Genomic DNA, 22,151 nt, shown 5'->3' with positions numbered 1-22,151 from the left:
CGGGCTGCCGTTTTTTTATGCCGAGCGCAAACGGAGCACTTACGCGGCGACCTGACGGCCGCGCTTCACGCGCTCATGCAGTCGCTGGTTGAACGAGACCATCGCCGTGGCGTCCACTTCCGTGCCGCCCGGGCCGAGGATTTCGTAAAGGTCGGCCAGCATGTCGGCGTTGTCGGCCAGGGTCAGACGGCTCTCCGCCAGGTCGAGCTCCGACTGCAGGATGCGCAGCGCCGTGTTGAGGCGGTTCGGATCCATCGCCAGGCCGCTGGCATGCAGCGTGTCCGCCGCGGTGCGCAGCTTGGAACGATGGCGGTTGGCCATCGTTTCCGCATTGGTCTGGTCTTCGCCCGAGGACATCGCATCGGTCGTCTGGATCGTCCCTTCACCGGCCACCAGCCACACCAGGGAAATGCCCAGGGTCTTGGCCAGGGTCACGCAGCGTGCGCGCGACGGATCGGTATTGCCATCGCGCCAACTACGCACGACGCCTTCAGAAAAACCGCACATCCGCGCGATCTCGGTGACGCTGCCCACGCGCTGGATCAGCACTTTGATGCGATCGGCAAAGGTGGACGAAGACTCGTTGGTCGAAATTTTTTGCATGTTCATCGCATTTTCCTGGCGGATGGCGACTTGTAAGGGGAGCGTGGCCCGAAATTTAGAAACGTCAGCGTGAAGCAAGCGTTACGAAATCGTTGACACTCGTAAGAATCTTCCCATAAGGTCGTAAGTTCTTGGTAGTCGAAACCCCTGGGGAGCAACTTCTACCGAGACCAAGAACGCAACGGTTGCGAATTGGTAATCAAGAATGCGCCGGGTTGTTCAGCTGGCAGACAGCAAGTTTTGAGGGTGCAACGCCTTTGGAGCCTGCCACTTGCGAGCAAGTCGGCATTTTGGCGTCGGTTGGGGCCGGCGTCTTTACTGGGGAGTAAATATGCAGTTCCGCAAGAAAGTTGACAATAAACTTACGGTCGCCGTCCGCCTGGCACTTGCCGTAGGTACCTTCGCAGCCATGGCTCCGGCCCTGGCGCAGGACAACAACGGCCCCGCAGCAAGCGAGACCGAGGCCAAGAAGCTCGAAACCGTCACCGTCACCGGTACACGCATTCCGCGCGTGGACGTGGAAACCGCTCAGCCGGTGGTGACCATCGACCGCAAGCAGATCCAGAACCAGGGTTTCACCTCGGTTGCTGACATCCTGCAGAACCTCACCGAAGTCGGTTCGCCGCCGATCAGCCGCGCCAACGCGCTGTCGTCGGGCGAAGACGTGGGCGGCTACTACGTCGACCTGCGCAACCTCGGTCCCAACCGCACGCTGATCCTGATCAACGGCAAGCGCCTGGGTGCCAACACCTCCGGCCTGCAGGATCTTGGTCAGATCCCGGTGTCCGTGATCGACCGCATCGAAGTGCTGAAGGACGGTGGTTCGTCCATCTACGGTTCGGACGCGATCGCCGGCGTGGTCAACGTGATCACGCGCAGCAACTTCACCGGCGCCGAGGCCAATGCCTACGTCGGCCAGTACGACCAGAACGACGGCAAGGGCCAGAGCTACGACTTCACGCTCGGTACCGCCAACGAGCGCGGCTCCATCATGGCCAGCGCGCAGTACCAGAAGGATGATCCGGTCTGGGCGAAGGACCGCGAGTTCAGCGCCTATCCGGCAGGTCCCTTCCACCAGTTCCCGAACGCGAAGGACGGCGTCAACGGCTGGAGCGGCATCACGCAGTACGGCTCGTTCAGCGGCCCCTGCGGCCCGGGCGGCGCCAAGGCGACTTGTACGCTCACGCCGGGCACCGACCCGCGCAATATCGCCAACTACCAGCCGCTGACCACCTCGCGCTACGCCAACTCCAACCAGGAGATGTCGCTGGCTACCGGCCAGGAGCGCACCTCGCTGTTCGTGGCGGGCAAGTACAACCTGCTCGACAACCTCACGTTCAAGAGCGACTTCCTCTACAACAAGCGCGAGACCCTGCAGCAGATCGCGGGTTATCCGTACCAGTCGGCTGCATTCGGCACGCCGATGGCGGCCACCAGCTACTTCAACCCGCTGGGCACCACGCTCAACTTCGCCCGCCGCGGCTGGGAAATGCCCCGTACCACCAACAGCGCACTGGAAACCTATCGCTGGACGGCTGGCTTCGAGGGTTACTTCGAGCTGGGCGGCCGCACCTGGAACTGGGACGTTGGCGCGATGACCAATCGCAACAACATGCTCAAGACCGGTCACGGCGACTTCAACCTGATCAATACCGAGGCCGCTGTCGGTCCGTCCTTCATGGGCTCCGATGGCAAGGTGCATTGCGGTACCGCCGCCAAGCCGACCGCCGGCTGCGTGGCGTGGAACCCGCTGTTGCCGTATGGCCAGGCTGGTGCCGGTTCGTTGGCTGATCCGGAACTGCAGGCTTTCCTGTTCCCGGAATTCCACGACACCGGCAAGACCACCACGACGGATTACACCGCCAATATCGCTGGCACCTTCCAGGGTCTGCCGGCGGGTGACGTCGGTATAGCCGCCGGTCTCGAGCATCGCCAGGAAGACGGCCGCTTCGTGCCGGACGCCTTCAACCAGGCGGGCCTGAGCTCGGGTCTGGCTGCCACCACGACCGAAGGCAAGTACTCGGTCAACGAGGCTTACCTGGAATTCGACGTGCCGCTCTTGCGTGACGTCGTGATGGCGCGTGAATTGTCGATCGACGTGGCCAGCCGCTACTCCGACTACGACAACTTCGGCACCACCACCAACAGCAAGGCCAGCGTGAAGTGGAAGCCGATCGACGACCTGCTCGTCCGCGGCAGCTGGGCGCAGGGCTTCCGCGCGCCGACCATCTCCGACCTGTACGGCGGCATCGGTAGCAGCTTCGAGTCGTACACCGACCCGTGCGATACCAAGGCCGGTTCGGCCAAGGGCAACCCGGCCGTGGCCGCGCGTTGTACCGGTGGCTTCGGTGGTCAGCCGGCCGTGGCAGCGAACTATGTGCAGCTGGGCCAGGCGCTGGCTCCTTGCAGCACCTATCCGTGCCAGACCAACTACCAGTTCACGACCGGCTCCAACTCGAAGCTGACCCCGGAAACGGCCACCACCCGTACGTTCGGCGTGATCTACAGCCCGCACTACGTCGAAGGCCTCGACGTGTCGCTGGACTGGTACAAGATCGACATCAAGAACGTGATCAGCCAGGACGAAGTGCAGAACATCCTGGACGACTGCTACGTGGCAGGCATCAGCTCGCGTTGCTCGGGCTTCACGCGTGATCCGGCCAACGGCGTCATCACCAACATGTTCTACGGCCTGACCAACAAGGGCTGGCAGAAGACGGCGGGCTACGACTTCGGTGTGAACTACCGCTTCACGATCGACGCCGTCGGTCAGTTCGCGGCGCACTGGAACACCACCTACGTCGACTACCTGAACATCAAGGCTGACGACAATCCGGGCACCACCGTGCAGCCGGAGACCGGCTACGGCGGCAACTTCCGCACGCGTTCGAACCTGTCGCTCGACTTCACCCGCGGCATCTTCGGCATGACCTGGACAGCCCGTTACTACTCGGGCATGACCGAGCGTTGCTCCTACGTCAATCCGGCCGAGTGCAACGACATCGACCATGTCGATCCGTTCAACGGCGCGCAGGCACAGCGTCACACCGGCTCCACCACCTTCAACGACGTCCAGTTCCGCTGGACCATGCCGTGGAAGGGCACCATCTCGGTGGGTGCGAACAACGTGTTCGACAAGCAGGGCCCCATCATGTACTCGAAGCCGAACAGCGCCTTCGTGTACTACGGTGGCTTTGATATCGGCCGCTTCTATTACCTGAAGTACTCGCAGCGCTTCTGATCCGCGCTGTTGCAAAAAACAGGAGGCGGCCCGGCGACGGGCCGCCTTTTTTGTTCACCGGTCGTTTAGGCGGCTATCCATGGCATTGCATACGCAAGCGCATGGAGCCAACTTTTACAAGCCCTTACGTTTGGGCTATGCTCAAGGGCTCCCCCGTGTAGAGTCGAGGCGTGTTGGGCGCCTGTTGGTTCTCGCGCTAATGCCCTGACTATCGATAGAGGTTTTCACATGCGCCGTCTTGTTTGGTCGCTGATGTCGGTCGCTGCTCTGGCTCTCGCCGGTTGTGGCAATTCTTCCCAGTCGTCCGAGGGCGGCGCGCAGGGCGGTGACGCCGCTCAGACGCCGGCTCAGGCCAACCAGATCACCGGTCAGGTGGCCATGCGCGATGCGGCCACCACGGTGTCGCCGGCCGCGAAGCTCGAGCTGACCCTGATCGACGTGTCCACGCCGGACGCCACCCCGCTCGCCACCAAGACGATCGAGTCGGCCAATACGCTGCCGATCTCGTTCCAGCTGCCGTTCAACCCGGCTGACGTGAACCCGGCCGGCCTGTATGTGCTGAAGGCCTCGCTGGTCGATGGCGAGCGCCATTACAACCCGCCGCTGCAGACCCAGGTGCTGACCAAGGGCATGCCGACCCAGGTGAATATCCAGCTGGTGGGCGAGCAGACCCAGGGTGAAAAGGAACTGGCTTCCTTCACCTCGGTGCAGAAGCAGATCGGCGGCATGAAGATCAGCAACGGCACCAAGCTCGAAGACAAGGTTTCGCGCGGCTGGCAGGTGTTCCGTGAAGCGGGCGAAGTGAAGTTCATCCGCGAAGAAGTCGACTACGGCGACAAGGGCTTCACCAGCACCGACTACGCCTACAAGGACGGCAAGCCGTGGGTGGTCGTGCAGCAGAAGAAGTCCAGCAAGGATTCCAAGCCCAGCTCGACCGAGCGCGCGGCATGGGGCCAGGACGGTACGCTGGTGCTCAAGACCAACGACCAGGGCGGCAAGAGCTCGCCGCTGTCGGACGACGAAGCGGCCAGCCTGCAGAAGCAGAGCCAGTCGATCCTGAATCTGGCGACGGGCGGCAAGGGCAAGTAAGTCCTCGCAGGTTCGATCACGCGAAAAGCCGTCCGCGAAAGCAGGCGGCTTTTTTGTTGCGTGAAGCTTGGACGTATGGACGTCCAGACGGCGCGTCGTATGTCTTGTGGTGTCGTATCCCACAACGTCATTCCCGCGAAAGCGGGAATGACGGAGAGGGTGGGTTCGCGCTTGTGCACAAGGCAACAAAAAAGCCGCCTGCTTTCGCGGACGGCTTTTTTGCGGGATACACGTAAACCTTAGAAGGCGTACTTCATGCCCAGGTTCACGCTGTTGTACTTCTGGCTGTTGTCGCCGAAGCGGCCGCTATAACCGACCCAGCCGCTCAAGGCCTGGCTGAACTGCGCGCTCAGGCCGATATCGCCGGTGCCCCAGGTCTTGTCCGGCGTGAAGCCGACCAGTTCAAACGAGCCCGGCATGCCGTTGAGACCGGCGGTGACGGCGCGCGGATCGGCCTTGCTGTCGTAGTTGTAGGCCAGTTCGGCGTACGGCGACAGCATGGTGTTGCCGGCCTGCCAGTGGCCTTCCAGGCGCCAGCCCAGGGTGGAGATCTGCGAATCGCGCTGCTGGCTGCCGAACCACATGGCAGTGCTGTCGCTGCCGCTCTCGTTGTAGCTGTCGACCTTGACGGTCTGCCACTCGAAGTTGGCGAACGGACCGGTGCGCAGCGTGCCGATATCGAACCAGTAGCCGCCGTTGATGCCGCCACCGACGTGGTTGCCATCGGCCTTGGCCGTTTCGCTGCGCAGCATGTTGCCCAGCTGGATCTTGCGCTCGATGTCCGAGAAGTTGTCCTGGCCGAAGTCCACATAGCCGCCGACGTAGGCGCCTTCCTGGTGCCACATCATGTAACCCAGGCCCGACACGTCCTGCAGCTTGTAACCGCCGCCGCCGGCGTAGTCGGCATTGTGCTGGCCGATGTTCAGGGCGATGCCGCCGGACCAGTTGTCGTTGAAGCGCACGTCGACGCCGGTGGTCAGGTTGACGTTGTCGCTGGAGGTGCGCGGCGAGCCGCTGCTGGCGTCGAAGCGCTGGTCGCCGTAGTCGACATTGGCGAACACGCGGGTGTCGCTGCCCTGGCCGTCGGCCAGCATCTGGTTGCGGATGGCGCGGTTCTGGGCCTGGATCGAGGCCAGCGGCGCTTCGGCCAGCAGCGAGGCATAGCCCGGCGCGCTGAGGATGGAGATCACGTACTGGCCCAGCATCACGTCAGCCGCGGTGGTCGGGTGCACGCCGTCGGCGAACAGATAGGTCTGGTTGGCGCCGGCCGCATAGGTATAGGGCAGGCCCGAACCGGCCGGGCCGCAGGCGACCGAGCTGGAACCCACGCCGCAGGCTTCGTTGGTGACATTGGTGAAGCCGTAGGCGCCCGGGTTGGCGATCACTTCGTTGAGCAGGCTAAAGGCGTCGACCGGAACGATGCCCTTGCCCATCTGGGCGAGGCCGGCGCTGAGCGTGCCGTTGAAGATCAGGCTGAGGCCAGTCAGCGACGAGGCGGCGCTGGCGCCCTGCTCGAGCGCGGACGGCGTCAGGCCGATATTGGGAAGGTTGAACACCAGGATGTTCTTGGCGCCGGCCTGCTGCATCTGGCTGATCAGCTTCACTTCCTGCTGCGCGGCGGCAGCCACGGAGGCCTGCGCCTGTGCGGCCGTCTGGAAGCCCGACACGCCCGCGGCGGCCAGCACCTGCTGGGTCACGGCGGCGGTCACCGCCTGGGTGATCTGCGGGGTCAGCGCGGCGATCTGCGCCGGCGGCACGCCGGCAGCCTGCAGCTGGGCAATCTGCAGCTGCACGTTCTGCTGGATCAGCTGCTGCGCGGTGGCACCAGCGCCGGCCGCGGTAGCGGCGTAGAAGATGTCGTTGGCGCCGCCCCAGACCGAGTACAGCGCCTTGCTGTCGAACTTGCCGGCAGCGAGGTAGGCATTGACCTGGGTGGTGATGGTCGGCACCGCTGCGGGTGTGCCCGGCGAGTTGGACAGCACGCCAGCGCCGCCCCAGGCGTAATCGCTGCCACCCGCCAGCGAGGCGGTGAGCTTGTAGCCGTAATGGCCGGCCACGTTCTGCACCGTCACGGCACCCGGGTTGGTGGTGAATTCCAGCGGCGGCTGGATTGCCGGATTGGTGGCCAGCGAGATATTGCCGGCGTCGCTCAGGCTGTCGCCGAACACCACCACGCTATCGAACTGGGATTTGGCGGCGAACGCCGGGGAACTGATCAGCAACGCGGCGGCAATGGCGCCTGCAATCGTGCGAGTACGGGGCATGTCGGTAACACTCCTTGAACCGGGCGGCTTTGTTATGACTGCGTTACGGTAATGCATGCCCATACGTAAGCGCATGCTGCGCCGCACCGAGAAAGATTGGGGCTAGTCCAGGCCTCAATGTTGTAGGAGCGCACCCTGTGCGCGACCGGGGCGATGGTTGGACATCGCTTCGCGGTTCGCGCACAGGGTGCGCTCCTACAGAGGGGGCTTAGCGCTTCTGGGCCTTGGAGAAGGCGTCGGCGAAGGCGCTGTTGGATGGCGCCGGCGCCGGCTTGGGTGCACCGCCGCCGCCGCCCGGACGCGGGCCGCGGTTGTCGCGCGGACCGCCACGCGAGGCATCGTTGCCGCCGGCCGGGCGAGCGCCGCGGACCTGCTGGCCCGGTTCGTCGTCCAGGCGCATGGACAGGCCGATGCGCTGGCGGGGCAGGTCGACCTCCATCACCTTCACCTTGACGATGTCGCCGGCCTTCACCGCATCACGCGGGTCTTTGACGAAGGTGTGCGACAGCGCCGAGACGTGCACCAGGCCGTCCTGGTGGACGCCGATGTCCACGAACGCGCCGAACGCCGCCACGTTGGTCACGCGGCCTTCCAGCACCATGCCGGGACGCAGGTCTTTCACGTCTTCCACGCCGTCGGCGAAGCTGGGCGCCACGAATTCGGGGCGCGGGTCGCGGCCGGGCTTCTCCAGTTCCTTGAGGATGTCGCGCACGGTCGGCAGGCCGAACGTCTCATCAGTGAACTGTTCTGCCTTGAGGCCGCGCAGGAAGCTGGTGTCGCCCATGATGGAGCGCACTTCGCGGCCGCACTGGGCAATGATGCGCTCGACCACCGGATAGGCTTCCGGATGCACCGCGCTGGTATCGAGCGGATTGTCGCCGTTGGGCACGCGCAGGAAGCCCGCGCACTGCTCGTATGCCTTGTCGCCAAGACGCGGCACCTTGAGCAGTGCCTTGCGGTTGGAGAACGGGCCATTGGCATCGCGATGCTTCACCACGTTCTCGGCCACGCTGGCGCTCAGGCCGGCGACGCGCGACAGCAGAGCCGCCGACGCGGTGTTTACATCCACGCCCACCGCGTTCACGCAGTCTTCGACGCGCGCATCGAGTGCACGCGCGAGCTTCACCTGGTTCACATCGTGCTGGTACTGGCCCACGCCGATGGCCTTGGGTTCGATCTTCACCAGCTCGGCCAGCGGGTCCTGCAAGCGCCGCGCGATGGACACCGCGCCGCGCAGGCTCACGTCCACATCCGGGAACTCCTTGGAGGCGACTTCCGAGGCGGAGTAAACCGACGCGCCCGCTTCGCTCACCACCACCTTCGAAAGCTTGTGTTCCGGATGCGACTTGGCCAGGCCCTTGATCAGTTCGCCAGCCAGCTTGTCGGTTTCGCGCGAGGCGGTGCCGTTGCCGATGGCGATGAGATCCACACCGTGCTTCTGGCATAGCCGCGCCAGGGCAGCCAACGATTCGTTCCACTGGCGGCGCGGCTCGTGCGGATAAATCGTATCGGTGGCCAGCAGCTTGCCGGTGGCGTCGACCACGGCCACCTTCACGCCGGTGCGGATGCCCGGGTCCAGTCCCATCACGCTCTTGGCGCCGGCCGGCGCGGCGAGCATGAGGTCCTTGAGGTTGTCGCCGAACACGCGGATCGCTTCGTCTTCCGCGCCTTCGCGCACGCGGCCGAACAGGTCGAGCGTGAGATGCAGATGCAGCTTCACGCGCCAGGTCATGCGCACGGTTTCGCGCAGCCACGCATCGGCCGCACGACCGCGATCGAGAATGCCGGCATGCGCCGCCACGCGACCTTCGCCTTCGACGTGGCCCTGTTCCAGGTCCAGCGCCGGCGAGAGTTCCAGCTCGATCACGCCTTCGTTGCGCGCACGCATCAGGGCGAGCAGGCGATGCGAGGGGATCTTGCCGATCGGTTCGATGTGATCGAAGTAGTCGCGGAATTTCGCGCCTTCGTTTTCCTTGCCTGCGACCACTTTGGCGCGAATCTGGCCTTTATCCCATAGCCACTGGCGCAGCTCGCCGACCAGGCTGGCGTCTTCGGCAATGGCTTCCATGAGAATGGCGCGCGCGCCATCCAGCGCAGCGCGCACGTCGGCCACGCCTTTCTCGGCGTCGACGTAGGATTCGGCCGCCGCTTCCGGCGACTGCGTGGGATCCTCGCGCAGACCCAGGGCCAGCGGCTCCAGGCCCGCTTCGCGCGCGATCTGAGCCTTGGTGCGGCGCTTGGGCTTGTACGGCAGGTACAAGTCTTCCAGGCGGGCCTTGGTGTCGGCCGAGAGGATGTCGTTCTTCAATGCATCGCTGAGCTTGCCCTGTTCCTCGACACTGGCCAGGATCGCGCTGCGCCGCTCTTCGAGTTCGCGCAGATAGCGCAGCCGCTCTTCCAGCAGGCGCAGCTGTGTGTCGTCGAGGCCGCCGGTGGCTTCCTTTCGATAGCGCGCGATAAACGGCACGGTGGCGCCGCCGTCGAGCAAATCCACCGCGGCATGAACCTGATCCGGCTTGGCGGCGATGTCCTGGGCAATACGTTGTTCGATGCTGAGCATGGGGCTAAGACGATTCCTGAGCGTTCGACAAAACAACGGATCGCCACGCGATCCGCCGGACCGTCGATCATAGCAAGTCGATGCCTGCTTACAGGTTGGCCGCCGGCCCTTGCTCCGGACGCAGCATCAGAAAGCCTGCTGCGCCAAGCTCGGCGGGCACAGCGTCGCGATCGCCGGGATATTGGGTGGCCACGCGGAGATAGTGCGGCCAGCGGCGCACGCGCATCGGCCGCACTTCCTCCTGCTCGCGTGCCACCGGCATCACCGCGAGAGCCGGTGGCGGCGTCATATGCGGCGCGCGCCCCGCATCCGCGGGGGGATGCCACAGGCTAACCGCCGCCAGCACGGCGACGATGAGCACCAGCGTGATCGCTGCGGCAAGCCAGCGGCCGGAGCTCGCCCCGGTTTGCGTTGGCGGTGGAGATGGCGGCAATACGGGCGCCTTCGCCGTGAGGGTCGAATCATCGTTGCTTGCGACATCGGGCAGCGGCTCGTCTGCCGGCATCGCGCTGGAGGGGATGCGATGCACTTCGCCGATGAAGCGATAGCCCAGGCTGTGCACGGTGGCGATGTAACGCGGCTGTGACGCGCAATCGCCCAATGCGTGCCGCAAGTGCGAGATCACGCGAGTGAGTACGCCAGGAGTGACGTGCCGATGTCCCCAAGCGGCATCGAGCAAGGTGTCCTTGCCGACGACTTCGCCGGCTTGTTGCAGCAGGACTACCAGCACCGCGTAAGCCTTGGGCTCGACGGAAATCGGGCTGCCAGCCCGTTCGAGACGGTGTGCGCGCGGGTCGACGACGAGGTCGTCGCATTGGTAAATCCAGCCGCAATCAGGATGTGACTGGGCCATGAGCTTGCCTGATCCACGGCCCCCTGTATGACAAGCATGCGCTACTTACGCAAATACGCGCATCCGCCATAGGTCATAACGCGCACGTACATCCAGAGAATGCGCATCGCAGCGATCGGACGTCCATTTGCCAATGGGCCATGTCGGCATCGAAGGCATGGCCCATTGGCCGAGCAGATGCAATGCGTGTGTGAACGTGATGTGCCCGCAATGTCAGTTCCGCCGTGTTGCCACGGCGGAACGTCTCATCGCGAGAAAGCCCCTACGACCAAAGCCTCTACCACCAAGGTTTGGTGGGTCAGGCGCTGAACGAGCTGTCGCTGTTGCCGGGGTCGGTGCGGTGCGTCGTCGCCGCGACGTCCTTGGCACGGCCATTGAGCACGAGCGTCTTGGCGAGCATGTCATGCAAGCCTTGTTTGCGCTGGGTCCAGGCAATCATCAGGAAGCCGAAGCAAAAGATCATGGCGCTGAGGATCTTGCCGAAATAACGGCCGGTGGCACGCATGAAGTTGATGCGATTGCCATCCATGTCGGTGACACGAATGCCCAGGGCCAGCTTGCCTACGGTGCCCTGCCATGCCGAGCTCTCGCACAGGCCGAAATACAGCCACGCCAGAAGGGTCTGCGCGATCAGCGCGGGCCACAGCGCGTTCATGTAGGTATCGAGCGCCTGCAGCACCAGGTGCGGATCGTCGCCGGCAGCGAGCTTGGCCTGCACATACGCTTCGGCCGCCTTGCTGGCGCCCAGCATGTTGCTGAGTATCGTGTTGGGGATCCACAGCACCAGCGCGTCCACGATGTAGGCCGCCAGGCGCTTCCAGAAACCTGCGTAGTCTTCCAGCGCTGCCACGGCGCTGCCGCCGTACGACGTCGCTGGAGCCGCGGTATAGGGCGGCGCCGGCGGCGCAGGCGAAAATGCGGGCGGTTCGGCGCGCGATTCTTCGGGAAACAGCGACGACAACGGCGCCCAGTCCGTCATGCCTTCATACCAGCCCAGATCGTCAGGGCTGATCTGTCCGCTGCGCAGCCACTGGCGGATATCCACTTCCTTGTAGGGGCCGTGCCGCTCGCCGTCCCGTCCGATCCAAACTTCCATGGTGCGCTCCGAGATGCATCGTCAGGCCCGCATGATGCCATGCGGGCACGCCGTCTTGGTGCAGCAAAGATCCTGAATCAGGCCGCGTCGCGGCGCTTGAGGTGCACCAGCAGCAGCGAAATGGCGGCAGGCGTGACGCCGCTGATGCGCGCGGCCTGGCCAATCGTTTCCGGTTGCACGCGCTTGAGCTTCAGCAGCACTTCGGCGGATAGGCCGCGCACCTTGTCGTAGTCGAAGCTGCCGGGAATCGCGGTCTGCTCGTGGCGGCGCTGGCGCTCGATCTCTTCGCGCTGGCGCTCGAGATAACCGGCGTATTTGGTCTGCACTTCCACCTGCTCGGCCACGCTGGCATCGGCAACGGCGGGACCGATGCCGTCGACTGTCGTGAGCGTGGCGTAATCGAGCTCCGGGCGACGCAGCAAGTCCAGCACGTTGGTTTCGCGACTCAGGGTGATGCCAAGCTGCTGCGCCACAGTGGCACCAAGTGCGTTCGCGGGTGCGGCCCAGATGGCGCCGAGCCGCTGCGTTTCGCGTTCCACCGCCTCGCGCTTGGCGCGCAGGACATCGTAGCGAGCCTGCGGCACCACGCCGAGGCGATGGCCGGTTTCGGTGAGGCGCAAATCAGCGTTGTCTTCACGCAGGTGCAGTCGATATTCCGCGCGCGAGGTGAACATGCGATACGGCTCGATCGTGCCATTGCTGGTGAGATCGTCGATCAGCACGCCGATATAGGCCTCGTCGCGGCGTGGATGCCACGGCGCCTCGCCCTTCACGGCCAGCGCGGCGTTGAGGCCGGCAATCAAGCCCTGCGCGGCGGCTTCCTCGTAGCCCGTGGTGCCATTGATCTGGCCCGCGAAATACAGGCCCGGGATGGTCTTGGTCTCCAGCGAGGGATGCAGGCCGCGCGGATCGAAATAGTCGTATTCGATGGCGTAGCCCGGACGCGTGATGTGCGCCTTCTCAAAGCCCTTGATCGACTGCACCAGCGCCAGCTGCACGTCATACGGCAGCGAGGTGGAGATACCGTTGGGATACACCTCGAAGGTGTCCAGGCCTTCGGGCTCGATGAAGATCTGGTGCGAGCTCTTCTCGGCGAAGCGCACCACCTTGTCCTCGATCGACGGGCAGTAGCGCGGACCGACGCCTTCGATCTGGCCGCTGTACAGCGGCGAGCGGTCGAGCGAGCCGCGGATCAGCTCGTGGGTGTGTTCGCTGGTATGCGTGATCCAGCAGCTGACCTGGCGCGGATGGTCATCGCGCGAGCCCAGGTACGAGAACACCGGCGCCGGGTTGTCGCCGGGCTGCTCTTCCAGGCCGGTGAAGTCGATGCTGCGCAGATCGATGCGCGGCGGCGTGCCGGTCTTCAGGCGATCGGCGGCCACCGGCAATTCGCGCAGCTTTTGCGCCAGAGTGCTGGCGGGCGGGTCGCCGGCGCGGCCGCCGGCGTACTGCGCGGGACCGATATGGATCTTGCCCGCGAGAAAGGTGCCGGCCGTGAGCACCACGGCGCGGGCGTGGAACGACAGGCCCATCTGGGTCACCACGCCGGTGACGCGGCCGCCCTCGAGGATCAGATCGTCCACGGCCTGCTGGAACAGCTCCAGGTTCGGCTGGGTCTCCACCATCCGGCGGATCGCCGCCTTGTACAGCGAGCGATCGGCCTGGCAGCGCGTGGCGCGCACGGCCGGCCCCTTGGAGGCGTTGAGCGTGCGCCACTGGATGCCGGCGCGATCGGCCGCCTGCGCCATGGCGCCGCCGAGGGCGTCGATCTCCTTGACCAGATGGCCCTTGCCGATGCCGCCGATGGCTGGGTTGCAGCTCATCTGGCCGATCGTTTCGATGTTGTGGCTGAGCAGCAGCGTGCGCGCGCCGGACCGTGCCGCGGCAAGCGCAGCCTCGGTGCCGGCATGGCCGCCACCGACCACAATGACGTCGTAGGAAACTGGGTGAAACATAGAAAACTGCCCCGGAAGCGCAGGTTTGGACCAAGTTGGACGCTTATGGTAACCCCGTGACGGCACGTTGGCCGTTGGCACGCTTCCTGCTTCTCAATCCATGCACTTTCCACGGGCAGAAGCTGCGCTTTATGCGCGCCGAGATCGAACGACAGGGGTTCGATCGCGTGCCGGGGAGAGGAAGCAAGACGGCGCCCCTCGGGGCGCCGTCGCCTTTTCTAAGCCTTGTAGGGTCGCAATGAGCCTGCAAGCGCTCTGGATAAGATCTGGCGCCCGGCGGTCTCAGGAACAGGGGGAATCCAGGATGACCGTGTTGCCGGGCGCCAGAAACCGAAAATTAGTCACTGGCAGCAGCAAGTTGCTGCGCGTCTTGAGGGCGATATTTACCCCTTACGCGTGAACGTGGAGTGACTAAAACGCCCGTTTGTGCCGAGTCGTGGCACCTCGTGACGCACAGCGTCATTCCGTGATCCAGCGCCAAAATGAATGTGATGGCGATCACGTTGCTGGCACGCGCATTGCTTCTACTCCCATGCCGGACAAGGCTATGGTTTGGGGGAATAAACGTCATGGAATTCAGCGTCGAATTGCAACCGGTTTATCCGCACCACGATCTGTTGATCGAACTTGGCCGCGTTGAAATGGCCATGGACTATCTGGAAGAACGCAGCGAGAACGAACGCCAGGCCCTGCGCCCGCGTCTGCTTTCGCGAATGACCCGCTTGCGCGACGAACTGGCGCAACTGGCGATCTGAGCGCCGCGTCCGCGACGACCGTTGATCACGGGCGCCAGCGCGTCAGCAACACCGCTTCATCAGGTTTCATCCTCTCGCTTTACCCCATTACGCCCGGGTGCCCCGTCCAAGGACGGGACGCACTCGGGTGTCTTCTTTTGCGAAGTCGACTAGCCGTGCTGCATGCTGCGCACGATCTCGCCGAGGTTGCGCGAGAGATGGGGCTGCGCCGCCAGTGATTCGATCGCCGCACGCGCCGCCGCATGGCGCGTGGGTTCCAGCCGCTGCCAGCCGTTGAACGCCGTGGCCAGCCGCGCGGCCACCTGCGGATTGAGTGCATCCAGCTGATGCAGGCGCTCGGCGAGCAGTTGATAACCGCTGCCGTCCGGACGATGGAAACCGTCGGGATTGCCGCGCGCCCACGCACCAAACAACGAAGTGACGCGATTGGGATTCTTCATGGTGAAGGCGGCATCGCGTTCCAGCGCGTGCACGCGCTCGATCACCGCATCGCCCGGCAGCTGCGTCTGCACCGAGAACCACTTGTCCATCGCCAGCGGATTGTCGGCGTAGCGTTCGCGGAAATGCAGCAGGGCGGCATGCGCCTGCGTGGCATTGCCGCGCACCAGCACCGACAGCGCAGCCAGTCGATCGGTCATGCTCGGCGCGTTGTCGTATTGCAGCGTGGCCAGCGTTTGCGCGCTCCACGGATCGATGGTGGCGATCAGGTCCAGCACGCGCCGCTTCAGGCGACGCTGCGCCTGGCTGGCAGCGTCGAGCTGCACATTGGTGTGGGCGGCCAGGGCGTCGTAGCGCCGCTGTAACACCTCGCGGCCAATGCGCAGAGCCAAGTGCTCCTGCAGCTTCAGGCGCAGCGCGTGCACATGGGAGGGATCCACCACGCGCTCGCGCTCGGCCAGTTCGATCTCGCTGGGCGGCGTCAGCAGGTCGGCAAGCAGGGCATCGTCGATGGCGCTTTCGCCGAACAAGGCAGCCAGCGCATCGCACCATGCATCCAGTGCCTGGGTGGCATCGCCGTCGCGCAGATTGTCGAATGCGCGTGCGGCCAGTTGCTGGCCCGCTTCCCAACGGTTGAAGCCATCCACGTCGTGGCGCAGCAACAGCGCCAGCTCCGCGGGAGAGTAGTCGCACTCCAGGATCACCGGCGCCGAGAAGCCGCGCAGCAGCGAGGGCACGGGCGCGGAAGCCACCTGTTGGAACACGAACGATTGCTCGCCGCGATCGAGCACGATCACACGCTCGGTGACGCCCGACGCTTCGGCGTCCTCGTTTGCCAGGTGCAGGGGCATCATGTGTCCATCGCGATCGAACAGCGCCAACTTCACCGGTATCGGCAACGGCTGCTTGGTCGGCTGATTGGGCGTGGCCGGCGTGTGCTGCGACAGGGTCAGCGTATAGCTGCGATGCGCGGCGTCGTAGTGGCCACGCGCCGTTACGCGTGGCGTGCCGGCTTGCGCGTACCACGCCAGGTACGGCGTCAGATCGATGCCGTTGGCTTCGCCAAGCGCACCGAGGAAATCTTCCAGCGTGGCGGCGCGACCGTCGTTGCGGGAGAAGTACAAATCCATGCCGCGGCGGAAACCCTCACGGCCCAGCCGGCCGGCCACCATGCGTACGAGCTCGGAGCCTTTCTCGTAGACGGTCGCCGTGTAGAAATTGTTGATCTCGCTGTACTGCGCGGGGCGCACCGGGTGGGCGAGCGGGCCGGCATCTTCGGGAAACTGCGCGCGGCGCAGCAACGCGACATCTTCGATGCGCTTGAGCGGCGCCGAATTCATGTCCGCCGAGAACTGCTGTTCGCGAAATACCGTGAGGCCTTCCTTCAGCGACAGCTGGAACCAGTCGCGGCAGGTGACGCGGTTGCCGCTCCAGTTGTGGAAGTACTCATGCGCAACCACGGCTTCCACCGCGCGGTATTCGTCGTCGGTGCTGCTATCGGGATCGGCCAGCAGATACTTCGCATTGAAGATGTTGAGACCCTTGTTCTCCATCGCGCCCATGTTGAAATCGTGGGTGGCGACGACATGGAACACGTCGAGATCGTACTCGCGCCCATAGGTCTCTTCGTCCCAGCGCATGGAGCGCTCGAGCGCATCCATGGCATAGCCGCACTGGCCGATGGCATCGGGCTCGGCCCAGATCACCAGCTGCACGTGGCGACCGCTGTGGGTAACGTAGTCGCGCGTGATCTTCTGCAGGCGTCCGGCCACCAGCGCAAAGAGATAGCTGGGCTTGGGGTGCGGGTCGACGAAGCGCGCCCAATGACGGCCGCCTTCCAGCTCGCCATGGCCATCGGGGTTGCCGCCGGCCAGCAGCACTGGAAAGCGCTCGCGATCGGCGCGCAGGGTGACGGTGTAGCTGCTCAGCACGTCCGGGCGATCGGGAAAGTAGGTGATGTGGCGGAAGCCTTCGGCCTCGCACTGGGTCAGCAGGAAGCCGGCCTCACGCGATCCGGACAGGTACAAGCCTTCCAGGGCCGTGTTCGCGGCGGGTTGCACGCGCACGCGCGTCTCCAGCACGCTGCCGTCGTCTGCGCCGTCCACTTCAAGCACGTTCTCTGCGACACGCCAGGCGTCTTCAGGCAGGGCTCGGCCATCCAGCGAGATCGACAGCAGTTCCAGGCCTTCGCCATCCAGTCGCAGCGGTTCGTTCTGAGCGCTGTCGCGTTGCAGATGCAAGCGCGAGGTAACCTCAGCGCTGTCGATGCCCAGGTCAAAGTCCAGCTCGATCTTCTCCACGCGCCAGGCCGGGGCGCGGTAATCGCTGAGCCGGATCACGGGGGAGGCGATGTCGTTGCGAATGCTCATGAGGGGGCCGAAACTGGGGAAGCAGGGGATGAGTCAGGCTAACATGCGGGCCTTTCCCGGCAGGACAAGACAATGGCGGAGTTTCTTGCGGAACGCGGAAAACTGGGCGAGCACGAGATCGCCGTGCTGACCGACCCGGCACGGGGCCGTAGCGTGCGCATCGCGCGACGCGGTGCGACCCTGCTGAGCTTCGACGTGCCCTCGTCGCATGGCACCCGGAACATCGCCGACGGCTATCGCGACGCCGGCGAACTCGACACCCGGCCCAGCTCCCGTTTTGCCGTCATGGTGCCGTTCGCCAATCGCATCGACGACGCACGCTATGTGTTCGACGGTGAGCCCTACGACTTGCAGCCGGGCGTCGAAGGCGCTGCGCGCGCGGCCCGGCATGGTTTTGTGCGCGGCGTCGACTTCGACATCACCCGGCTCGCTGCCGACGAGCAGGGCGCGCATGTCACCTTCACGACCCAGGCGATCCGTCCGGGTGTCCATCCGGGTTATCCCTTTGCCATCGACCTGGCGGTGAGCTTCACGCTCGACGCGAGTGGTCTGACCCTTGAAGCCGCAATGCGCAACGTGGGCAAGCGCGCGGCGCCGTGCTTCTTCGGTTGGCATCCGTATTTCCGCCTGTCCGATGCGCCCATCGACGGCTGGGAGCTGCAGATACCGGCGGCCAGCGTTGTCCGGACCGACGAGGCGTTCATTCCGATCGCTGGTGAAAGTGCACGCGCACCGTTGGAGCATGCGCCGGAACTGGATTTCCGCACGATGCAGGCGATTGGTCCGCGCGAGCTTAACCACGCGTTTGCCGACCTGCGCTGCGATACGGACGGCCGAGCGCGCACGCGCCTGCGTGATCCGAGCAGCGGCATCGGCATCGCCGTATGGCAGCCGTCCGGCGTGATGCTGGCTTTCACCGCCGACACGGTGACGCGCGACGTGCGTCGCTCGGTGGCGCTGGAGCCCATGGAAAGCTGGTCCGACGCGTTCAATCGCCTCGATTGCGCCGATGCAATCCGTCTTGAACCCGGCGCCGAGCGCCGTTTCACTTGTGGTGTGGAGATCGAGAGTCCATGAGCGTTACCGTCCATCGAGCCGCCCTGCCCACGTTTGCGCAGGTGCAGGAAGCTGCCGCGCGCATTGCCCCGTATGCTGTGCTGACACCTGTGCTGCGCAACGCCGCGTTGAACGCACTGACCGGCGCGGATCTCTACTTCAAATGCGAAAACCTGCAACGTGGCGGCGCTTTCAAGTTTCGCGGCGCCTGCAACGCGGTGTGGTCGATGGATGATGAGCAGGCCGCGCGCGGCGTGGTGACGCATTCATCCGGCAATCACGGCAATGCGCTGGCCCTGGCCGCCGCGACGCGCGGCATTCCGGCCCACGTCGTGGTGCCTGACGGTGCGGTGCGTACCAAGCTGGAAGCGATCGAGCGGGCAGGCGCGATTCTTCATCGTTGCGAAGCCACCCAGGCGGCACGCGAAGCCAAGGCAGCCGAGGTGCAGCGCGCGACGGGCGCCGAGCTGGTGCACCCGTTCGAAGACACACGCGTGATGGCGGGGCAAGGCACGGCCGTGCTGGAGCTGCTCGAACAAAGCGGCGGCCTGGACGTGGTCGTGACGCCTATCGGCGGCGGCGGTTTGATCGCGGGTACGTCCATCGCAGCGCACGGCATCGCGCCGCAGCTTCTCATCCATGGCGCCGAGCCGACGGGCGCCGATGACGCGGCGCGTTCGCTGGCGGCGGGTGCGCGCGTGGGGCCGTTTGTGCCCGATACGATCTGCGATGGGTTGCGCACGCTGATCGGCGCGACGAATTTCGACGCGCTGCAGATGCATCGCGTGGAAGTGACGACGGTGAGCGATGCCGAGGTGATCGCGGCAATGAAGCTGCTGTGGAACGAGTTAAAGCTGGTGGTGGAGACGTCGAGTGCGACGGTGTTGGCGGCGGTGTTGAAGCGGCCGGAGTTGTTTCGGGGGAAGAGGGTGGGGTTGGTGCTGAGTGGGGGGAATGTGGATATTGAGGCGTTGCCTTGGTGACTTGCTCTTTCTCCCTCTCCCCTGCGGGGAGAGGGTTGGGGTGAGGGGCGGGTGCTCGCGGGAGCGTTTCCAGCTCGTCATCCCGGCGCAGGCCGGAGGCGCTTCTCAACAGCCGAATGGTTGGTCATCCAGTAGCGGCGCGCTGCGATCGTCGCGGCTCCGCCAGGGTGCCGCCTACGCGGCGGGCGTTTCGAACGGCTGCCGCCGCTCGAGTCACTTTTCTCTTGCTGGCCCAAGAGATCCCACGGGACTAGCTTCGCGTCGAAAGTAACCCAAAGAGAATGGCCTAAAAGAGCAAAGGCTCGTAGCGCTCTGTTGAACACGAGCGTTTGTGGCTCGAGGGGCTCGGAAGCGTGGCGATCGTCCGACACGCGTTTCGGCTACACCGCAACGCGCCACGGCGAAGAGGACTTAAAGCGCAGCCTCGCTGCGCATCGGCTTTAGACCTCGCGCCATCCCCAGCCGCTCGGGCTTGTCTGTGGGAGCGCACCCTGTGCGCGACAGCCACGCTGGGGTGTACCGCTCCGTAGGTTTGTCGCGCACAGGGTGCGCTCCCACAAAGAGCCGACTGGCAGCGTTGATCCCCTTGTAAGAGCGCACTTGTGCGCGACCGCAGCGCTGGGATGTATCGCTTCGCCGGGTGGTCGCGCACAAGGTGCGCTCCTGTAGACGCGTTATGGCGAGGTACCGCCCCTCAAACCTTCTTGATAAAACACGTCTTCAACACCAGCGTCGAACGCCCATCGCGGCACTCGACTTCTTCCGGGTTGTCTTCGTCAACTCGGATGGACTTGAAAATCGAGCCGCGCTTGAGCGTCTGCGACGAACCTTTGACCTTGAGGTCCTTGATCACTTGGACCGAGTCGCCGTCGGCAAGCACGGCGCCGTTGCTGTCTTTGACGATCATGGGTGGTCTCCTGGTCGACGCAAACCGGGCATTTTAACCGCCTGCAGGTTGGGTGCGGCGTAGGCGCATGCCGCTCACGGCGAGCAGGCCGAGCAGGATGAAGAGGATGCCGAGGATTTCCATGCCGCTGGGTTGCTCGTGCAGGATCGCCCACGCCAGCAACACGCTGACGATGGGCACGCCCAGGCTGGCGACGCTGGCGAGTGCCGTTGGCAGGCGTTGCAGCACGATCAGCCACAGCCCCCAGGCCACGCTGGACGCCAGGATTACGCTATAGGCCAGGCCGGCGATCAGGTCCCAGGTCCATTCGAAGGGACGCTGAGGGACACATAGCGCCACCACGATCAAGGCCAGCGCGCCAAACAGCATCTGCCATGCGGTGAGGTTGAGCGGCGTGGGCTTGTGGTGAATGAAGACGCGTTTGCTGAGCACCGTGCCCATCGCCCACGCCAGGCCGGCGGCGATGGCGAGCAGCGTACTTTCCCGGCTGCCCAGGCCGTGCCAGGGTTCGATGATGCAGGTCAGGCCGATCGCAGCCAGCCCCAGGCCCCACCAGTGGCGGCGGGTCAGACGGTCGTCGAGGATCACCCATGCCAGCAACACCGACCAGAACGGCATCGTGTACGCGAGCAGCGCCACGCGACCCGCGCCGCCGCTTTCCAAGGCCAACTGGCCCAGTCCCTGGAAGGCCGTGGTCTGGCACAGACCGATGGCGATGGTGGGCAGCAACGGTGGTGGCCGAAGCGATTGACGGGTCGCCGCCAGGGCGCCGAACAACACCAGCGCACCGAGCGAGTAGCGCAGCGCGGAGAAGTTGAACGGGCCCGCATGCTGCAACACCTGCTTCATCACGATCCAGCTGTAGGCCCAGATCAGGATGGTGGCGAGCAGGGCTAGCAAGGCGCCGCGTGAAGCTGTGGTTGATGTCATGGCGTTCTGCACGTGGCATCGCGCACGGCAAGTTGCTCTTGTCCGGCGCGCAGGGGTGGGATAGCGTCGTGGCTTTCCCGGCAGCTTACAGGGGATGGCCGTGACTGGAACCCGTGCAAGAAACGTCCTCGTTGCCTGCATTGGACTGCTGGCCTTCGTCGGGATGTTGCCTGAGTTTCCTGACTTGCTGCAGAGCGTGCATGCGGGCGTCGCGTGGCCGAAGGCCGTGCCGACGGCGCTCGGTGCGTTGCTGTTGTTGATCGCCAGCGTCAGCTTGCTGTTGCGCCGTCCGGAGCACGGTTGGGTTTATGCCGTCGCGGCGATCAGCTTGCTGCTGGGCTTATTCTGGTTGCCGTCGTTGCGGCAATTTCTCTGGCCATGGCTCGCGGTCTTGGCCGCGTGTGCCGGCGCCATCATCGGTTTCCGCACGGGGCGCGGCGGCCAAGCCGCGGATTGAATCATGGCGACATCCATCAAAAAGCGCTGCCCCTGGGGCAATAGCGAAGACATGCACGCGTACCACGACACCGAGTGGGGCACGCCGCTGCATGATGACCAGGCGCTGTTCGAATTCCTTTGTCTGGAAGGCGCCCAGGCAGGTCTGTCATGGCGGACCATCCTGCTGAAGCGCGACAACTATCGCCGCGTCTTCCACGACTTCGACATCAAGCGCGTCGCTTCGATGAAGGAGCGTGAGCTGGAGAAGGCCTTGCTCGATGCCGGCATCGTGCGCAATCGCCTCAAGGTTTATTCCACGCGCGACAACGCCATGGCGGCGCTGAAGGTGATCGACGAATTCGGCAGCCTGGACGCCTATCTGTGGTCGTTTGTCGACGGCAAGCCCATCCGCAACAAGTGGACCGGCCAGGGTGACGTGCCCGCCAGCACCCCGCTATCCGATCGCATGAGCAAGGATCTGAAGAAGCGCGGTTTCCGCTTCGTCGGCACCACGATTTGCTATGCCTTCATGCAGGCAACCGGCATGGTCAATGACCATGTGGTGGGTTGTTTTCGCTACAAGCAGGTCTAGGGCACCGTCTCGATCATGTGGG

General features: G+C 64.6%; 16 protein-coding genes. 7 read left to right on the top strand and 9 right to left on the bottom strand.

The genetic code is table 11. The features are described 5' to 3' along the window. Window positions 1–39: 39 nt before the first annotated feature. Window positions 40–609: a helix-turn-helix domain-containing protein gene (locus AC1DMY_RS18275; protein WP_477166293.1), complete on the bottom strand. Its 570-nt coding sequence runs from the start codon at window positions 607–609 to the stop codon at window positions 40–42. Window positions 610–934: 325 nt separating this feature from the next. On the opposite strand from AC1DMY_RS18275, the gene AC1DMY_RS18270 reads away from it, so the two are divergent. Both AC1DMY_RS18270 and AC1DMY_RS18265 read left to right on the top strand, forming a co-directional pair. Further along, on the top strand, window positions 935–3,844 hold the full coding sequence (locus tag AC1DMY_RS18270) for a TonB-dependent receptor plug domain-containing protein (RefSeq protein ID WP_477166292.1): 2,910 nt from the start codon (window positions 935–937) through the stop codon (window positions 3,842–3,844). A 228-nt stretch (window positions 3,845–4,072) separates the two neighbouring features. Continuing rightward, the gene (locus AC1DMY_RS18265; protein WP_477166291.1) at window positions 4,073–4,933 is read left to right on the top strand and encodes a DUF1481 domain-containing protein; all 861 of its coding nucleotides are present in this window, start codon (window positions 4,073–4,075) and stop codon (window positions 4,931–4,933) included. Window positions 4,934–5,172: 239 nt separating this feature from the next. Here the strand turns inward: AC1DMY_RS18265 and AC1DMY_RS18260 are convergent, their stop codons facing one another. The 5 genes from AC1DMY_RS18260 to mnmG all read right to left on the bottom strand — a co-directional run bounded on the left by AC1DMY_RS18260 (window position 5,173) and on the right by mnmG (window position 13,661). Further along, complete coding sequence (locus AC1DMY_RS18260; protein WP_477166290.1) at window positions 5,173–7,197, bottom strand: autotransporter outer membrane beta-barrel domain-containing protein; 2,025 nt, start codon at window positions 7,195–7,197, stop codon at window positions 5,173–5,175. A gap of 208 nt (window positions 7,198–7,405) precedes the next feature. Beyond that, window positions 7,406–9,757: a Tex family protein gene (locus AC1DMY_RS18255; protein WP_477166289.1), complete on the bottom strand. Its 2,352-nt coding sequence runs from the start codon at window positions 9,755–9,757 to the stop codon at window positions 7,406–7,408. Between the two features lie 88 nt (window positions 9,758–9,845). Continuing rightward, a complete protein-coding gene (locus AC1DMY_RS18250) occupies window positions 9,846–10,610 on the bottom strand; it encodes a winged helix-turn-helix domain-containing protein (protein WP_477166288.1) in 765 nt (254 codons plus the stop codon). A gap of 298 nt (window positions 10,611–10,908) precedes the next feature. Continuing rightward, entirely contained in the window at window positions 10,909–11,706 is a 798-nt protein-coding gene (locus tag AC1DMY_RS18245; protein WP_477166287.1) for an RDD family protein, read from the bottom strand. Window positions 11,707–11,783: 77 nt separating this feature from the next. Further along, window positions 11,784–13,661 (bottom strand): tRNA uridine-5-carboxymethylaminomethyl(34) synthesis enzyme MnmG, encoded by a 1,878-nt coding sequence (mnmG, locus tag AC1DMY_RS18240; protein WP_477166286.1) that lies wholly within the window; start codon window positions 13,659–13,661, stop codon window positions 11,784–11,786. 569 nt (window positions 13,662–14,230) lie between these two features. Here mnmG and AC1DMY_RS18235 point away from each other — a divergent pair. Beyond that, entirely contained in the window at window positions 14,231–14,416 is a 186-nt protein-coding gene (locus tag AC1DMY_RS18235) for a hypothetical protein (protein ID WP_477166285.1), read from the top strand. A 149-nt stretch (window positions 14,417–14,565) separates the two neighbouring features. Here AC1DMY_RS18235 and pepN read toward each other — a convergent pair whose 3' ends face one another. Beyond that, window positions 14,566–17,223 carry an aminopeptidase N gene (gene pepN, locus AC1DMY_RS18230; protein WP_477166284.1) on the bottom strand — a complete coding sequence of 886 codons (2,658 nt, stop codon included), beginning with the start codon at window positions 17,221–17,223 and terminating at the stop codon, window positions 14,566–14,568. 72 nt (window positions 17,224–17,295) lie between these two features. On the opposite strand from pepN, the gene AC1DMY_RS18225 reads away from it, so the two are divergent. Together AC1DMY_RS18225 and AC1DMY_RS18220 are read left to right on the top strand one after the other, a co-directional pair. After that, window positions 17,296–18,300, top strand: a complete 1,005-nt coding sequence (locus tag AC1DMY_RS18225; RefSeq protein WP_477166283.1) for an aldose epimerase family protein — start codon at window positions 17,296–17,298, stop codon at window positions 18,298–18,300. Then, window positions 18,297–19,262, top strand: coding sequence for a pyridoxal-phosphate dependent enzyme (locus tag AC1DMY_RS18220; protein WP_477166282.1), 966 nt, complete (start codon window positions 18,297–18,299; stop codon window positions 19,260–19,262). Before AC1DMY_RS18225 ends, AC1DMY_RS18220 begins: the two co-directional genes overlap by 4 nt. Window positions 19,263–19,956: 694 nt before the next feature. On the opposite strand, the gene AC1DMY_RS18215 is transcribed toward AC1DMY_RS18220, so the two are convergent. Next, on the bottom strand, window positions 19,957–20,169 hold the full coding sequence (locus AC1DMY_RS18215; protein WP_477166281.1) for an alkylphosphonate utilization protein: 213 nt from the start codon (window positions 20,167–20,169) through the stop codon (window positions 19,957–19,959). Window positions 20,170–20,202: 33 nt separating this feature from the next. Next, window positions 20,203–21,099, bottom strand: coding sequence for a DMT family transporter (locus tag AC1DMY_RS18210; protein WP_477166280.1), 897 nt, complete (start codon window positions 21,097–21,099; stop codon window positions 20,203–20,205). Between the two features lie 100 nt (window positions 21,100–21,199). On the opposite strand from AC1DMY_RS18210, the gene AC1DMY_RS18205 reads away from it, so the two are divergent. Both AC1DMY_RS18205 and AC1DMY_RS18200 read left to right on the top strand, forming a co-directional pair. Beyond that, a complete protein-coding gene (locus AC1DMY_RS18205; RefSeq protein ID WP_477166279.1) occupies window positions 21,200–21,556 on the top strand; it encodes a hypothetical protein in 357 nt (118 codons plus the stop codon). A 3-nt stretch (window positions 21,557–21,559) separates the two neighbouring features. Then, a complete protein-coding gene (locus tag AC1DMY_RS18200; protein ID WP_477166278.1) occupies window positions 21,560–22,129 on the top strand; it encodes a DNA-3-methyladenine glycosylase I in 570 nt (189 codons plus the stop codon). Window positions 22,130–22,151 lie beyond the last annotated feature (22 nt).

The organism is Dyella sp. 01L423, from assembly GCF_056399945.1.
This window is presented reverse-complemented; position numbering and strand designations above follow the sequence as displayed.

What these genes read in the sequence shown, in the direction of transcription:
- AC1DMY_RS18275 (WP_477166293.1), bottom strand. Translation starts at nt 609, where the DNA reads ATGAACATGCAAAAAATTTCGACCAACGAGTCTTCGTCCACCTTTGCC.
- AC1DMY_RS18270 (WP_477166292.1), top strand. Translation starts at nt 935, where the DNA reads ATGCAGTTCCGCAAGAAAGTTGACAATAAACTTACGGTCGCCGTCCGC.
- AC1DMY_RS18265 (WP_477166291.1), top strand. Translation starts at nt 4,073, where the DNA reads ATGCGCCGTCTTGTTTGGTCGCTGATGTCGGTCGCTGCTCTGGCTCTC.
- AC1DMY_RS18260 (WP_477166290.1), bottom strand. Translation starts at nt 7,197, where the DNA reads ATGCCCCGTACTCGCACGATTGCAGGCGCCATTGCCGCCGCGTTGCTG.
- AC1DMY_RS18255 (WP_477166289.1), bottom strand. Translation starts at nt 9,757, where the DNA reads ATGCTCAGCATCGAACAACGTATTGCCCAGGACATCGCCGCCAAGCCG.
- AC1DMY_RS18250 (WP_477166288.1), bottom strand. Translation starts at nt 10,610, where the DNA reads ATGGCCCAGTCACATCCTGATTGCGGCTGGATTTACCAATGCGACGAC.
- AC1DMY_RS18245 (WP_477166287.1), bottom strand. Translation starts at nt 11,706, where the DNA reads ATGGAAGTTTGGATCGGACGGGACGGCGAGCGGCACGGCCCCTACAAG.
- mnmG (WP_477166286.1), bottom strand. Translation starts at nt 13,661, where the DNA reads ATGTTTCACCCAGTTTCCTACGACGTCATTGTGGTCGGTGGCGGCCAT.
- AC1DMY_RS18235 (WP_477166285.1), top strand. Translation starts at nt 14,231, where the DNA reads ATGGAATTCAGCGTCGAATTGCAACCGGTTTATCCGCACCACGATCTG.
- pepN (WP_477166284.1), bottom strand. Translation starts at nt 17,223, where the DNA reads ATGAGCATTCGCAACGACATCGCCTCCCCCGTGATCCGGCTCAGCGAT.
- AC1DMY_RS18225 (WP_477166283.1), top strand. Translation starts at nt 17,296, where the DNA reads ATGGCGGAGTTTCTTGCGGAACGCGGAAAACTGGGCGAGCACGAGATC.
- AC1DMY_RS18220 (WP_477166282.1), top strand. Translation starts at nt 18,297, where the DNA reads ATGAGCGTTACCGTCCATCGAGCCGCCCTGCCCACGTTTGCGCAGGTG.
- AC1DMY_RS18215 (WP_477166281.1), bottom strand. Translation starts at nt 20,169, where the DNA reads ATGATCGTCAAAGACAGCAACGGCGCCGTGCTTGCCGACGGCGACTCG.
- AC1DMY_RS18210 (WP_477166280.1), bottom strand. Translation starts at nt 21,099, where the DNA reads ATGACATCAACCACAGCTTCACGCGGCGCCTTGCTAGCCCTGCTCGCC.
- AC1DMY_RS18200 (WP_477166278.1), top strand. Translation starts at nt 21,560, where the DNA reads ATGGCGACATCCATCAAAAAGCGCTGCCCCTGGGGCAATAGCGAAGAC.